The organism is Mycoavidus cysteinexigens, from assembly GCF_003966915.1.
GTDB lineage: Bacteria > Pseudomonadota > Gammaproteobacteria > Burkholderiales > Burkholderiaceae > Mycoavidus > Mycoavidus cysteinexigens.
The window spans coordinates 896495-911346 of record NZ_AP018150.1; the positions used below are offsets into that span (position 1 = coordinate 896495).

Consider the following 14852-nt stretch of genomic DNA (forward strand, 5'->3'; position numbering starts at 1 on the left):
CTCCCTTAGCGGTAAGTCAGAACCAGCCCGTGAATTAACACTGACCAGCCATCCATCACAACAAATAACAGAAGCTTGAAAGGGATTGCAATATTCGTCGGGTTAACCTGATTTAGCCCCATGGCCATCAGTACATTGGCAATGATGATGTCCACTAGAACAAACGCGATATATAGTAAAAAACCAATTTTGAAGGCATCGGTGAGTTCGCTGAGTGCAAAAGCGGGAGCTAGGACGATTAAATCATTGGCTTTCAACTGTTCAGCCGCAGCTTTAGGCCAGATGGCGGCTGCCGAGCGCAGAAAGAAAGTTTTTTCTCGTTCACGCGTATGTTTTTGCAAAAATTGCCGAAATGGCTCACGCGCTGCGCTAGCAATTTGTATCACTGCCGCCGTACTTTGTTGGGCGGAGGGTTCTGCCTGCATATTATGTAAGGCAGACATACCAATTGGCGCCATGACATAGCACGATACAATCATCGCAATCCCATTTAAGACCATGGTGGGGGGCACTTGTTGAACCCCCAATGCATTACGCACCAGGCCAAGCACGACCACGATTTTGGTATATGAAGTTACAACCATGGCGACAAAAGGCAAAATGCCGATAGCTAGAATAACGAGTAATAACCCATTCAGATCAGTGAGTTGCATCATCGACCTCAGCCATTTGAGTAATGCGGATGCCAATATGTTCCCCAACCGCGACCATTTCTCCCAAACCGATGGTTTGGCCGTGCGTGACTAAACGCACAGTTGCTTCAGCAAGAGGGATTGGCAATTCGAGCACGTAGCCCGGTTGGAGCGCGTTTAATTGCGCGAGCGAGAGATTAAGCGTATCAATCTCTAACCGCACCGGCATTTCGAGCTGACTTAGATCGGTTGGGTTCTCCAAGTCGCCAGCATCGGCAGTCGAAGGGGCGATTTGCTGAATCATAACTGGCGTCTCCTGAATAGTTAGAGTTTGATCTGTAAGCGAACCGGTGACGGTGAGCGCCTTCATGCCGGAGGTACCCCAAAATAATTCAAGCGCTACGGTTTCCGGATGAGGGCTGAGCAGTGTTTGATAGTGCGGGGTGATGCCATTCAGTAAAATATCGCCCGGTTTTAAGTTTTGCAGAACGCCAATCTTGACCGATTGAGTGCCCAGCAGCGCGCGGCCAGGGATGCGGAGTGCAGCAAATGAAGCGCGCAGGGATATGGATTCACCGCTCAGCAGCGCTTCCAGTCTGCTTAAGAAAGCGGTATCGAGCTGGTCAGCGTCCAGGCCAAAGAAAAGTTCGTGGTTTAAAGAGCTCTCGGCAGCATCGATATGACAGCGAAACCGCACAAACCGATCGCGCATGATCTCGCTTGCATTTTGTTTAGCGAAGCTATCAAAACCGATGTCTTGAAGTCCATAGGCCTGTAATTTTTGGACGGCAGGCGCTAGCAGGGTTTCGGCTACTGCGCTGTACAATGCAGTAGCCGCTTCGTCGCTAGCGGGCAGTTGGCTGGCAGCGACAATCTCAAGCGCGGGGTAAGGCGTCAGTTCAAACCAAGCCTGCGTGGCGCCCGTTTCATGTAATACCCGTAGTGAACCGTAGGGCGCATTCCTAAGCGGGTGGCTTTCTAGTGGATTGTCAGAAGCAAAGCGCAGTTGCTGTACGCCGGCGGTGTACGCTAAGCGCCTGGCTAGCCGCGCGTCAGTCAGGAGCCGCGTCAAGCGCGCTCTAAGCGGTGTCATCGTCGGCAAGAGCCCTAGTAGCGGGCGGGCGGCGCTTTGCTCTGAGTGGGTAAACGTCTGTTTCATGGTGCTTCAATGCCATGTAAACAACGGCAACGGCCGAAGGTTATCGGGTCCAGCGCTTGGATGTCACCAAATAACGATGTTAACCTCACGCGCTGGTGTTCTTTTAGCCATTAATTCAGTCAATCGATTCTTAAGTGGGTCGCAATATAAGCAGATTAGTTCTTTCGTTGCGAGGTCGGCAATTTCAAAACGAAGAGAAAGCGCGAAATACGAAAGAGATAAGAAAAGCGTGGTATTGGGCAACAATTCAGGTTTGAGGAGGGGGATTTGCATTTCCCAATTACCCGCGCTATGAATCGCTGGGTCGTTGCACAATTGTGTGATGCGGGACACAAGATAGGCAATCGGTCCGGTCTCTGGAAGCGATAGCCGCTTTGGAGCAGGGACGGGCGCAGGCGGCGCGCTGAGCCAAGCTGAAGGGATTTCGGCTATCGTCGTCTCATCGCTGGCGGGCGGCGCGTCATCTAGGGGCGGCTCTTGGTCAGCGGCGGTATCCGTAGACGGCGGGTCTTCTGGGTCAAACTGAGCCAGCTCGGTTGCGGACTCTACCGAGTCCAGCAAAACCTCATGTTGCGGCGTGCCGCGGCGCATCAGTTCAAGCCAGTTTAACTTGCGCCGCTGGCGCAGAGGGTCTTTGCTAGCGGGCGCTTCACTATATATGCGAATTGATTTTATATCGATGCGGCTCATGGTTGCCCTCCTTTACACGGAGATGCGCCCTATGGGTTGTAAATTGATGTGCTCGCCAAGCTCTTGATACGAATAGACGGGCAGCCAACTGATATGATTTTCGATCATGCGGCGGATATAGCGACGAATATCCATCGAGGTGACTAAGACGACATCGTCGCGTGGCTCAGCGCCAGCGATGCGTTTAATTTTAGTAATAAAGTGTTGTACATGCTCAGGCGGCAGGGCTAAATAATTGCCCGTAGGCGTTTGTTTAATCGCTTGTCTGATATGCTGCTCAGCGGACATCTCAAAAAGAATCGCTGCAAGTTGCTTAGCGCCTTTGCCTGCGCGATAGGCCATAAAGCTAGATAGGTCGCCGCGCACATATTCCGTTAACAACAGCAAATCTTTTTCTTTGGGGCCCCAATGGATTAGGCTTTCCATAATATTGCGAACATTGCGGATGGGCACGTGTTCTTCAAGCATGCGCCGTAGTACTTCAGCAATCCGTTGCGGCGGCAAAACTTTTTGCACCTCAGCCACAATTCCTGGATGACTGGCTTGCAGCTGATCGAGTATCCATTGGGTTTCTTGGATGCCAATGAAAAGATTGGCATGTTTGTACATGAGTGCAATCACATGATGCGCAATCACCGATTCAATGTTTTGCGTTTTGGTTTGAGAATTGGCTTCGGCTGTGCTGAGCCAGTAGCTGGTCGCGACGCCGCCAATATCAGAAAGCGCCTCACAATTTTCACGCATTTCTGGAGTGTTTTCAGGGTCAAGCAGCATCACTTTGCCAACTGGGAGAGAACTTTGTATTTGCGGCACATCGTGCAGCAAAATTTCATAGGTTTGCGAGGGTAAAGTTTCGGCGCGCCACATGGTGATGCCAGGAAAGGGCAGGCCAAGTTCTTCTTGGAGCTTTTTGCGTTCAGTATTAAAAGCTTTTTCAAGCTGTTGCGGAGCCAAGCGCGCCGCTAAATCAAACGCTAAGCGTACTCCAACTGGGCTGGTAAAGGAGGGTGCGTGAGGCAAAATAGAGGGGGCGTCGCCGCGATCCCCGGCGCGCTGCATGGACGGAACCGGCTCGCTATTGACCCCTTCTACGCGATTGAACTGACGTTTGCTTAATTTATAACCGGTTAGCGAGAGGATGATGGCAATTATTACGAAGAGCGCTGCTGGAAAACCCGGCACGAGGGCAAAGCCTAATAGTAAAAGGCTGGCGAGGTACAAGGCGCGTGAGCTACTGGATAGTTGTCGGCCGATTTCATCGCCAAGCGATTCAGCTTCCGGTTTCAGGTCATCGGCAACCCGCGTAATAATCACCCCCGCAGCCACGGAAATCAGCAGAGAGGGAATTTGCGAGACCATGGCATCGCCAATCGATAAAACCGAGAAACGATTGGCTGCTTCGCCAGCTTCCATATCATGGTAGGTAATTCCGACAATGATCCCCGCGATGATATTAATCAGCGTGATGACAAGACCGGCCACCGCGTCGCCTTTTACAAACTTCATGGCGCCGTCCATCCCGCCATGGAGTTTACTTTCCATAGCCAGTGCAGCACGCCGTTTGCGCGCTTCATCCGCATCAATCGCATTCGCGCGTAAATCGGCATCAATACTCATTTGTTTACCGGGCATCGCATCTAATGTGAAACGCGCGCTGACTTCAGCCACCCGTTCAGAGCCTTTGGCGATCACAATAAACTGCACGGTCGTAATAATAATAAACACCACCATGCCCACCATTAAATTGCCGCCGACTACGAGTTGGCCGAAGCTTTCAATAATGTGCCCGGCATCTGCGTGCAGCAAAATGGATTTAGTTGAAGCAATATTCAGGGCGAGCCGATACAGCGTGGTGAATAATAGGAGAGAGGGAAACGATGATAAAGAAACGATATTGGGGATATACATGGTCACCATCAGGAGCGTGACGCTGATAGAGATATTAATTGCCAGTAAGCCATCAATTAACATTGGCGGCAGCGGCAGGATCATCAACGAAATAATCGCGATAATAAGCAGTGCAATGCCGACTTCACCAAACGCTGGAAGTTTTAGAGATTTAAGCATGGTCGTCAATGAATTGAAGGCGTTACGTTACGCTTTGCCGCAACACCATCAACCCAACGCAAAATAGCCGCCACAACTTCAAACAATTCTTCTGGCACGGCACTTTGCAGTTGGATTTTATACAGCGCGCGGGCGAGCGGTGGGTTACTGATGATCGGTACACCTTCCTCACGGGCGATTTTGCGTATCAGCGCGGCTGAGGCATCCATCCCTTTGGCAACCACGAGCGGCAGCCCGTGTTCCTTGGGCGCGTACTGGATGGCCACAGCATAATGAGTTGGGTTAACCAGCACCGCGTTGGACGACTTAATCGCTTTCTTAAGGCTTGGGGAAAAAGCAATTTCGCGTGCGATGGCTTTACGTTCCGCTTTTATATGTGGATCTCCCTCCATTTCTTTGTATTCATTTTTGATTTCGGTTTCACTCATCCGGTGCTTACGCATGAAAAGCCAGATTTGTAATTTGAGGTCAAGTAAGCCGATCACTAAAAAAAGCCCAGCCGCGATCGCGCAGACTTTGAGCAGCACTTGCCAAGACACTTGCAAGATGGTGATTAAAGGTTGTGCGATTGAGGCCGCAATCAGAGGGAGCACCATGAGGATGGCTTTCCACATCACAAAGACGATTAAAGCCGCTTTAAGTAAAGAGCGGACGAGCTCCAGCACGGTTTTAAGAGAAAACATGCGTTGCAATCCATTGCCTGGATTCAGCGCATCAAAATTGGGTGTGACGGGCTCGAAGGAAAGCCCGAAACCCACTTGCGGCAATAGAGTTAATATCGCGGTGAGGACCGGGAACAGTAAAAAAGGCAAAAGCCCATAAAGAGAGTAAATGCCAATTTTTTGTACCGCAATCATCAAATTGACCAGATTGCGATCACCATCGATAAAATCGAGCGCAACCATGACCATGCCTTGCACGCCTTTGCTCAATAGCGGCTGCATGGACATTAATAACAGGAGGGTGACGCACAACGTGACTGCGCCGGTCAAATCGGTACTTTTATAAACATCGCCGCGCTCGCGCGCATCGCGCAATCGCTTGTCTGTCGGTTCTTGGTTTTTTTCTTCGCTCATACCTGACTCGCCGAGTATTTTCGCGATCGCCTGCTAAAAGTGACGACCTCGAAAAATCTTTATGTATTGCGAGCAGCATAGCCGGCGCCTGTCACACTTCCGAAAAGGATGCGAAAAAGTGCATTAATTAAAGAAGCAGTTAGGGTTGCTAAAGCATAAAGAGCGACGGCGTTATTGACGAGCGGTGCGCATATTGTCTGGCAAAGGTTGATTAAAATTTGTTCTAAAAGGGTTAATATCAAGCCCGCCACGACGCGTATAGCGCGCATAGACGGCGAGTTGCGTGGGGCGGCACATTTGCATCAAGTCCATAAAAATGCGTTCAACGCATTGTTCGTGAAAGCCCGTATGTAGCCGATAAGACACTAGATAGCGCAATAATCCGGCATGCTCAATCGGCGCGCCAGCATAGCGAATCTGAATGCTGGCCCAGTCAGGTTGGCCGGTGACTGGGCAGTTTGATCGCAGCAAGTTAGAGACCAGCGTTTCTTCGATAGCGGCTTGGTTAAAGTGTGCAGATAATAACTCAGGCGCGATCTGATACTGTTCAATGTCAAGCTCAAGCCGATCGAGCAATAAGCCATCTAGTTCTTGCCGTGGCACGGTAGCAAAAGCCGCGGGTGAGGTCAGAGAAACCGATACTGGCATGCCGCATAGCGCAGATAAATCCTCGCCCATTAGAGTGCGGATCTGATCTGCTGAAGCAAATTTTGTTTGGGCAAATGAGCCTAGATATAGCTTAAGCGATTTGGATTCGACCAGGTTCGGTGAATCGGCTGGAATGATGATGCGCGCTAGAGCGATCTGAGGTTTGCCGCGCTCATTCAGCCAAGAGAGCTCATAAGCGTTCCAAATGTCGGCTCCCAAAAAAGGCAAGGTTGCGCAGAGGCCCATTTGCTCGCGCATCGGCTGGCGCGCAATCGGAAAGAGCAGTTTAGCATCGTACTGCGTATTATATTGGGTGGCTTGGCCAAGTGGAGATTGGTGCGGATTCATGCGTAGCTTAACTTAAAAATAACTGATAGGCGGGGTTTGCGCTTTCATCCCAGTGCGGCAGCCCAAGCGTGACTAAAAACTGCTGGAATGCGTCAGATTCAGCATCGGGTATTTGCAGACCGACCAAGATACTACTGTAAGTCGCTCCTTGATTGCGATAATGAAAAAGACTGATGTTCCAGTTGGGGGCCATGGAAGATAAAAATTTCATTAACGCGCCGGGCCGTTCGGGAAATTCAAAACGGTATAAGCGTTCATTGCCAGCGAGCGGCGAATGGCCGCCGACCATATGGCGGATATGCTGCTTAGATAGTTCGTCCCCGGTTAAATCGAGGCTTGGGAAACCTTGCTGAGTCAAAGCTGCGCTAATCACTTCCCGTTCCTCGCGCTGGCTGATTTGCACGCCGACAAAAATATGCGCCGAATGCGCATCGGCAATGCGATAATTGAATTCAGTCACGCTACGTTGGCCGATGACGGAACAAAAACGCTTAAAACTGCCCCGTTCTTCAGGAATGGTCACTGCAAAAACCGCTTCGCGCACTTCACCTACCGCTGCGCGCTCAGCGACATAGCGCATCCGATTGAAGTTCATATTAGCGCCTGAAGCAATCGCGACAAACGTTGCGTTTTTGCATCCGGTGCGTTGGGCATACACTTTAAGCCCAGCAAGCGCAAGCGCGCCGGCCGGTTCCAGTAAGCTACGGGTGTCTTCAAAGATATCTTTGATCGCGGCGCATAACGCGTCTGTATTGACCAATATCACTTCATCGACATAGGCTTGGCATAAGCGGAAAGTCTCGGCTCCTACTTGTTTAACTGCGGTGCCCTCCGAAAATAAACCCACTTCGTTCAGGATAATTCGCTCGCCTTGAGCTAATGAGTGCGCCATGGCGGGTGAATCATCGGTTTGCACACCAATCACCTTGATTTCTGGTCGCAGTGCCTTGACGTAAGCCGCGACTCCAGCAATCAGCCCACCGCCGCCAATCGGCACAAAAATTGCATCCAGAGGGCCTTGGTGTTGGCGCAAAATCTCCATCGCCACAGTGCCTTGTCCGGCAATCACGTCGGGATCGTCAAACGGATGAACCAAGGTCAAACCGCGTTCATTTTGAATGTTTAACGCGTATTCATAAGCATCGCTAAACGAATCTCCAGTGAGAATAACCTCGACGGCTGAGCCGCCATGGGTGCGCACGGCATTGATTTTGACTTCGGGCGTGGTGACGGGCATCACAATCACGGCAGGGCAGCCAAGTTGAGCCGCCGCCAGCGCCACGCCTTGCGCATGATTGCCCGCTGAGGCGGCAAGCACACCGCGCGCGCGCTCTTGAGGCGACAATTGCACCATCTTGTTATAAGCACCGCGCAACTTGAAGGAAAACACCGATTGCTTGTCTTCGCGCTTAAGGTAAATTCGTTGGGCGAGCCGCGCGGACAAATTTCTTGCATACTCGAGCTCGCTTTCGCGCGCTACATCGTAGACGCGGGCGGTGAGGATCTTTTTTAGGTAGTCAGGGGCAGACATATCAGTTTGAGTGCTGATGAAAACCAGCAATCATAACGCTAAATGGCTGAAGTGTTGGTTTAGTCCAGCTTTATAGTAAAATTAGCCGAAGTTAGTTATTCAATAAACTAAAAAATGAAGGGTAAGTCTATCAGTACGATTCTTATCGACTTGATGGCCTTAGGTTAGTTAAATAATTATTAGACGTAGTTAAAAACGAGGAGGGAAATTAGATGAAATCATCTATGATTGTGGCTATTCTATGCTTCGGTGCGGTTGCTTGCGGAGAGGGCGATGAGTATGCGTCGACGTCTGCGGGAAATCCGCCTCATGTGCAAAATGAAGAGCAAGTGAGCTTATTAACTTCTGTTTTACCTTTGGACTCGCCGCTGTTGAACGTTGTTGTGGTTCCATCGCCAGCGAACGAGAATGTCGCGGTGTCGTCCGCGGGGGTAAGTAAAACCGACGCGAACTTATTAAGTCCTGTTGCTGGGAGGAAATCTTCTCTTGCGAGCAGCCTAACACCGCCTCCTTCACCAAAACCGCATGCCTCATTTCCGCTGGTCAGTTCGAATGAATCCTCAGCAAGTACGAATTCCGATGGATTGTTTGTGACAAGTTCTGTTGCTGAGAAGAAATTTTCTCTTGAGGGCAGCCTAACACCGCCTCTTTCTCCTTTTCCGGGAACTTCTGGGGATCAATTTTCAGCAAGTGCGAAGTCTGTGGGATCGCCTGCGACGCCAGATAGAAGTTACCAGAGCTCATTCAGTCATACGGTTGATAATAATCTCTCTCTTGCGAGTTTTTCCAGTGAATCAGCAACCACTCCTGTCACACCTCTGCCAAATCAGAACGAGCGTTCCGTAGAGAAGCTTGAGGAGTTGGCTAAGAAGCACTCGGGCTTATTAAATCTGGCTGTTGGGAATACTTCCTCTCTTAAGAGCCGTTTTAGTGACCCAACAATTTCTCCTGCCAAACCTGTACTTGGCATTTCTACTAAGCAATTTCTAAAGGGAGAGGATATCGTAGGATCCCCTGAGATATTGACTGGTACCCTCCAGAGTTCATCAAATCCTGCTGTTGGTTCTCGGCCTTCTAGTGTAACTTCTGATGAGTTAATAAGCACATTTCCATCGCCACCTACATCTATTTCTAAGTCTAATGTAGTTCCGTCTTCGATAAAAGAGAGTTCTGGAGCACTCCCCTCCGATTATTATAATTTTATTAGGGATCGTCTCCCAGTCCCAGAGAAAGAACTTCTTGCTAGGCGTTGTTCCTCTCCTAGTCCAATATCCCCTACCTCACCTATTTCTAATGTTTCCGGACTAAGTCCCAAAGAACGTCGTCGCTCTATTGAAGTTAATTACGCAAACCAACCGGTAGAGCGCCATACAAGATATTATTCTTCTCCTCCTATTAGTCCGAAAGCAACGGCAGCTGCCTTGCTCACTTCTAATCTTAAGGCTAATACGGAGCATTCTTCGGCGGACAAAATTTCCGAAGTGTGGCGACCTTCGTCAGTTTATAATTCTATAATGCAGAGTTACGAAAATCTTCCTCCTAGACGTGACTCTCTTCCCGCTTATACTGCCTCTTCGGGACCAATCGCTGCACCTTCTCTCCCGCCTATTCAGCAGGAAGAAAAATTTAAAATTTCTAATTTTATTAATTCATATCATGATCTAAAATCAAATGTTTTTGATAGGCTTGCCACTAGTTATTCTCTATTTGGCGAAAGTTATTCTTTATCTTCAAATGATTCTGAAGAGAAATTTAAATTGCAGATGTATTTTGAGGGGCTACCCGAGCCGAAATTTTTGGAGAAAGAATTTGTCGCATTAAATGAATATAACCTTGCGAAAAATGCTGAAAGGGTATTATTAGTAACTGAATTCGATATTGAATCTGAAAATGTTGAGGGTGTTGAGGATTTTCAAAAAAATGATTATGAATTTTGTTTCCTAATCCTATTTCGCTATTCTGAACAAGATAATAAATGGTATAAATACGCCATGGTAGGCGATCAACCCTTATGGAAAGAAGTAGAAGATGACCATTTTGAGCATTGGTTTGAGACGGGTGCGCAGTTTGTTCAATTTACTTCAGATGAACTTAAAACATTGATGGCAGAAGAAGCGCCGCCTTCTTCGAAAGGCCTACCAGGAATACCAGAGGAAGAAGAGGAAGAGGCGGAAGTGGGGTTAGGTATCTTTTACGCAAAGTGAACGATACAATTCAATACTCGCGCCAATTATCGCTAGCCAGGTCGCTGGCTCGCTACGAGTAGACATGAACGTATCATCTCCGACTTTTGAAGCACAACAACCCGATCCGCGCTTGCGCGAAATCCCTTATAACTACACTTCGCTGGCGGATCGGGAAATCGTGATCCGCTTGCTGGGCGAAGAAGCCTGGCAGGCGCTCGACGAATTACGCGGGCAACGCCGTACCGGCCGCTCCGCACGAATGCTGTATGAAGTGTTGGGGGATATTTGGGCGGTCCGGCGCAATCCTTATTTACAAGACGATTTGCTGGATAATCCAAAGCGCCGGACCCTGCTGATCAAAGCACTTAACCACCGCTTAGCTGAAATCGAAAAGCGGCGTCACCTTGATTTAGATGCGAGCGTTGATGAGGCGAGCCATATGCGCGCGGCTCGTGTGCAGCAATTACTCGTCGCCGCGCATGAAGCGGTGGCAGCCTTTAGCGCTGAATTTGAGCGCATCCGCGTGCTGCGCCGGCGCACGCTGAAAGTGCTGAGCCGTTATACGCAAAAAGATAATGTGAAATTCGATGGCCTCTCGCGGGTCTCACACGTGACTGACGCAACCGATTGGCGGATTGAATTTCCGTTTGTTGTGCTTACCCCGGATCATGAGTCTGAAACGGCTGGTTTAGTTAAAGGCTGCATAGAACTCGGGTTGACGGTGATTCCGCGTGGCGGCGGTACCGGCTATACCGGCGGTGCTGTGCCGCTAACGCCCTGGTCGGCGGTTCTAAACACAGAAAAACTGGAGCAACTTGGCGCGGTTGAATTGATTGAGTTGCCAGGCCATACAAGAGTGTGTCAGGCGGCTACGATCGCGACCGGAGCGGGGGTGGTGACGCGGCGCGTGACTGAGGCGGCTGAGCAAGCCGGTTATGTCTTTGCGGTTGATCCTACGTCGCTCGATGCATCTTGCATTGGTGGCAATATCGCCATGAACGCAGGGGGCAAAAAAGCGGTTTTGTGGGGCACGGCGCTGGATAATCTGATCTGGTGGCGGATGGTCGATCCCGATGGCAATTGGCTTGAAGTGACGCGCCTTGAGCATCATCAGGGTAAAATTCATGAAGCGCCGCTGGCGCGCTTTGAGTTGAAATGGTTCGATGGTAAACGCGCGCCAGGCGCAGCGTTGCTGCGCACCGAGTCACTGGTGATAGAGGGCTGGCGTTTTCGTAAAGAAGGGTTGGGTAAAGACGTCACAGATAAATTTCTAGCTGGTTTGCCGGGCGTGCAAAAAGAAGGGTGTGATGGGCTAATTACAAGTGCGCGTTGGCTATTGCATAAAATGCCCGCACATATCCGCACCGTTTGCCTAGAGTTTTTTGGGCCGGCGCGCGATGCGATTCCAGGCATTGTTGAGATTAAGCAATACTTATTTGAAGCCTCGCAAGCAGGCCGTGCGACCTTGGCCGGTCTTGAGCATTTGGATCAACGCTATCTGCGCGCAGTGGGGTATGCGGCTAAATCGAAACAGCAGGGCGCGCATGCTAGCTTGCCCAAAATGGTGCTGATTGGCGATATTGTTGGCGACGATGCAGACGCAGTGGCTACGGCAACCTCTGAGGTGGTGCGTATCGCCAATAGCAAAAATGGCGAAGGCTTTGTGGCCGTAAGTGCCGAAGCGCGTAAGCGTTTTTGGCTGGATCGCTCGCGCACAGCCGCGATTGCGAAGCATACCAATGCGTTTAAAATCAATGAAGATGTCGTGATTCCACTCCATCGCATGGGTGAATATACGGATCATATCGATCAGATTAATATTGAGCTGTCCCTCAAAAATAAGCTGCAGCTAGTGATTGAGCTGGAAACTTTTTTTAAGAGCAAGGCTCTGCCACTCGGCAAGCGCGACGAAACCGATGAAACTCCAAATGCTGAATGGCTTGACGGCCGACTCCAGCAGGTTCTCGATGTGCTGGCCCAGGTACGCGCGCGCTGGGAATATGTGCGCGCAGAACTCACTACGCCATTGGCGAGCATCTATCGCCCATTGCTGCAACTTGGCTATGCGCCGCTGGAGTCTGTCTTTGAGCAACGCCTAAGCGCTCAGCCGCAGGCCAGCCTGTTCGATATAGTGCAAGACTATACGATCCGAATTTCATGGAAAAATGAAATTCTTCAGCCATTGCAACAGATTTTGCATGGTGGTGAATTTAAGCCAATGCTCGATGAGGTACAGGCGCTTCACCAGCGGGTACTGCGTGGGCGGCTTTTTATCGCACTGCATATGCATGCCGGCGATGGTAATGTGCATACCAATATTCCGGTCAATTCAGACAATTATGAGATGCTGCAAGACGCGCATCAGGCCGTGGCGCGCATTATGCAGCTTGCCCGTTCGCTTGATGGCGTGATTTCTGGCGAGCACGGCATTGGCATCACTAAGCTTGAGTTCTTAAGCGAGTCGGAACTGGCTGACTTCCGTGCGTATAAGCGGCGGGTCGATCCTAATGGGCATTTTAATCAAGGGAAATTGCTTGAAAATGCAGATTTGCGTTATGCATATACGCCTAGTTTTGGGCTGATGGGCTATGAATCGCTCTTAATGCAGCAATCTGATATTGGTGCGATTGCCGACAGTATTAAAGACTGTTTGCGCTGTGGCAAATGTAAGCCGGTCTGCGCCACCCATGTGCCGCGCGCGAATCTATTATATAGCCCGCGTAATAAAATTCTGGCGACTTCGCTATTGATTGAGGCTTTCTTATATGAAGAGCAGACGCGCCGCGGCATATCTTTAAAGCATTGGGACGAATTTAACGATGTGGCTGATCATTGCACGGTGTGCCATAAATGTTTGTCGCCCTGTCCAGTCAAGATTGATTTTGGCGATGTGTCGATGAATATGCGCAATTTATTGCGCAAAATGGGGAAGAAAAAATTTAATCCAGGAACTGCGGCCAGTTTATTTTTTCTGAATGCAACCGCCCCGCAAACCATTCGCCTAGCTCGTCAGGCAATGATTGGCTGGGGCTATAAAATGCAACGGCTAGGTCACACCGTACTGAAAAAATTTGCCAAAAAGCAAACCGCGCGGCCCCCTACGACTGTGGGTAGGGCTAAGATTGTGGAGCAAGTAATTCACTTTGTTAACAAGAAAATGCCGGGTAATTTGCCGAAAAAAACCGCGCGCGCGTTGCTTGACATTGAAGACAATAAAATTGTGCCGATCATTCGTAATCCGCACACTACGACGGTCGATTCAGATGCGGTGTTTTATTTTCCCGGTTGTGGCTCGGAGCGGCTTTTTTCGCAAGTAGGGCTGGCGACGCAAGCGATGTTATGGCATGTGGGAGTGCAAACCGTACTGCCCCCGGGTTATTTGTGCTGTGGCTATCCGCAACGCGGCGCTGGGCAAGAGGACAAGGCGGAGAAAATTGTCACGGATAACCGTGTGCTCTTTCACCGCGTGGCGAATACCCTGAATTACTTGGATATTAAGACCGTGGTGGTCTCATGTGGAACCTGCTATGACCAGCTAGCCGGCTATGCCTTCGACAAAATTTTCCCAGGTTGCCGCTTAATTGATATTCATGAATTTCTGCTCGAAAAAGGGGTGAAACTGGAAGGTGTAACGGGGGTACGCTATATGTACCATGATCCTTGCCATACACCGATTAAAACCATGAATCCAACGCAACTGGTCAATCAGTTAATGGGCACCGAAGCAGGTCCACGCCAAATTGAAAAAAGCGACCGTTGTTGCGGTGAGGCGGGTACCTTTGCGATTACGCGCCCGGATATATCGACACAAGTACGTTTTCGGAAAGAGGAAGAACTTAAGAAAGGCGCAGCGCGCGTGCGCGAGGATGGTTTTGCTGGCGCAGTTAAGGTTTTAACCAGCTGCCCATCTTGCTTGCAAGGTTTAGCGCGCTATCATGACGATGCTAACATTGAGGCAGATTATATTGTGGTTGAAATGGCGCGCCACCTGCTAGGTGAAAATTGGTTGCCCGATTATGTGAAGCAGGCCAATGCCGGAGGGATTGAACGGGTGCTCGTATGACACACTGCGTGTTATGCGAAACCACCGGAGGCGAGTTACTTTGGCGTGACGATAAAGTGCGCGTGGTGGCTGTCGATGAAACCGATTATCCAGGGTTTTGTCGGGTTATCTGGAATCCTCATATGACTGAGTTTTCGGAGCTTGAAGCTGGGGCGCGGGAATATTTAATCGAGATTGTCGCTCAAGTTGAGCGGATTATCCGGCAGGTGATGCAGCCCGTAAAAATGAACCTGGCGAGCCTTGGCAATCAAGTGCCGCATTTGCATTGGCACCTGATTCCGCGCTATGCTGATGACGCCCATTTCCCAGCGCCGATCTGGGGACCGCGCGCGCGTACCACCGCTGAAGCGGTTTTACAGCTACGCCGCAGCCACGCGCTGGGATTGCGAGAAGCCATCATAAGCGGCCTTGCACATCAGCCGCACCTCACTGATGATTTATTATAAAAGGTT

At 50.1% G+C, this 14852-nt stretch carries 10 protein-coding genes; 3 read left to right on the forward strand and 7 right to left on the reverse strand.

Features of this window, described 5'->3' with window-relative positions; translation table 11 throughout:
- Positions 1-5: 5 nt before the first annotated feature.
- The 7 genes from sctR to ilvA all read right to left on the reverse strand — a co-directional run bounded on the left by sctR (position 6) and on the right by ilvA (position 8151).
- Complete coding sequence (gene sctR / locus MCB1EB_RS03930; RefSeq protein ID WP_026920855.1) at positions 6-656, reverse strand: type III secretion system export apparatus subunit SctR; 651 nt, start codon at positions 654-656, stop codon at positions 6-8.
- On the reverse strand, positions 640-1791 hold the full coding sequence (gene sctQ / locus MCB1EB_RS03935) for a type III secretion system cytoplasmic ring protein SctQ (protein WP_045362827.1): 1152 nt from the start codon (positions 1789-1791) through the stop codon (positions 640-642). Before sctQ ends, sctR begins: the two co-directional genes overlap by 17 nt.
- Before the next feature lie 63 nt (positions 1792-1854).
- Complete coding sequence (sctP, locus tag MCB1EB_RS03940) at positions 1855-2481, reverse strand: type III secretion system protein SctP (protein WP_052393740.1); 627 nt, start codon at positions 2479-2481, stop codon at positions 1855-1857.
- A 12-nt stretch (positions 2482-2493) separates the two neighbouring features.
- A complete protein-coding gene (gene sctV / locus MCB1EB_RS03945) occupies positions 2494-4548 on the reverse strand; it encodes a type III secretion system export apparatus subunit SctV (RefSeq protein WP_045362824.1) in 2055 nt (684 codons plus the stop codon).
- Between the two features lie 5 nt (positions 4549-4553).
- A complete protein-coding gene (sctU, locus tag MCB1EB_RS03950; protein WP_026920851.1) occupies positions 4554-5624 on the reverse strand; it encodes a type III secretion system export apparatus subunit SctU in 1071 nt (356 codons plus the stop codon).
- Between the two features lie 171 nt (positions 5625-5795).
- The gene (gene queF, locus MCB1EB_RS03955) at positions 5796-6620 is read right to left on the reverse strand and encodes an NADPH-dependent 7-cyano-7-deazaguanine reductase QueF (protein ID WP_045362821.1); all 825 of its coding nucleotides are present in this window, start codon (positions 6618-6620) and stop codon (positions 5796-5798) included.
- A gap of 7 nt (positions 6621-6627) precedes the next feature.
- Positions 6628-8151, reverse strand: a complete 1524-nt coding sequence (gene ilvA, locus MCB1EB_RS03960) for a threonine ammonia-lyase, biosynthetic (RefSeq protein ID WP_045362819.1) — start codon at positions 8149-8151, stop codon at positions 6628-6630.
- A 212-nt stretch (positions 8152-8363) separates the two neighbouring features.
- Between ilvA and MCB1EB_RS03965 the strand changes: the two genes are divergently transcribed.
- The 3 genes from MCB1EB_RS03965 (at position 8364) to MCB1EB_RS03975 (ending at position 14846) form a co-directional block, all read left to right on the forward strand.
- Entirely contained in the window at positions 8364-10355 is a 1992-nt protein-coding gene (locus MCB1EB_RS03965; protein ID WP_126353870.1) for a hypothetical protein, read from the forward strand.
- Between the two features lie 64 nt (positions 10356-10419).
- Positions 10420-14400: a DUF3683 domain-containing protein gene (locus MCB1EB_RS03970; protein ID WP_045362814.1), complete on the forward strand. Its 3981-nt coding sequence runs from the start codon at positions 10420-10422 to the stop codon at positions 14398-14400.
- On the forward strand, positions 14397-14846 hold the full coding sequence (locus MCB1EB_RS03975; protein ID WP_045362813.1) for an HIT family protein: 450 nt from the start codon (positions 14397-14399) through the stop codon (positions 14844-14846). The genes MCB1EB_RS03970 and MCB1EB_RS03975 overlap by 4 nt, the downstream gene beginning before the upstream one ends.
- The last annotated feature ends 6 nt before the right edge of the window (positions 14847-14852 follow it).

Excerpts from the sequence above, each read along its gene's own strand:
- ilvA (WP_045362819.1), bottom strand. The coding sequence starts at position 8,151 with ATGTCTGCCCCTGACTACCTAAAAAAGATCCTCACCGCCCGCGTCTAC.
- sctU (WP_026920851.1), bottom strand. The coding sequence starts at position 5,624 with ATGAGCGAAGAAAAAAACCAAGAACCGACAGACAAGCGATTGCGCGAT.
- sctQ (WP_045362827.1), bottom strand. The coding sequence starts at position 1,791 with ATGAAACAGACGTTTACCCACTCAGAGCAAAGCGCCGCCCGCCCGCTA.
- sctP (WP_052393740.1), bottom strand. The coding sequence starts at position 2,481 with ATGAGCCGCATCGATATAAAATCAATTCGCATATATAGTGAAGCGCCC.
- MCB1EB_RS03975 (WP_045362813.1), top strand. The coding sequence starts at position 14,397 with ATGACACACTGCGTGTTATGCGAAACCACCGGAGGCGAGTTACTTTGG.
- sctR (WP_026920855.1), bottom strand. The coding sequence starts at position 656 with ATGATGCAACTCACTGATCTGAATGGGTTATTACTCGTTATTCTAGCT.
- queF (WP_045362821.1), bottom strand. The coding sequence starts at position 6,620 with ATGAATCCGCACCAATCTCCACTTGGCCAAGCCACCCAATATAATACG.
- sctV (WP_045362824.1), bottom strand. The coding sequence starts at position 4,548 with ATGCTTAAATCTCTAAAACTTCCAGCGTTTGGTGAAGTCGGCATTGCA.
- MCB1EB_RS03970 (WP_045362814.1), top strand. The coding sequence starts at position 10,420 with ATGAACGTATCATCTCCGACTTTTGAAGCACAACAACCCGATCCGCGC.
- MCB1EB_RS03965 (WP_126353870.1), top strand. The coding sequence starts at position 8,364 with ATGAAATCATCTATGATTGTGGCTATTCTATGCTTCGGTGCGGTTGCT.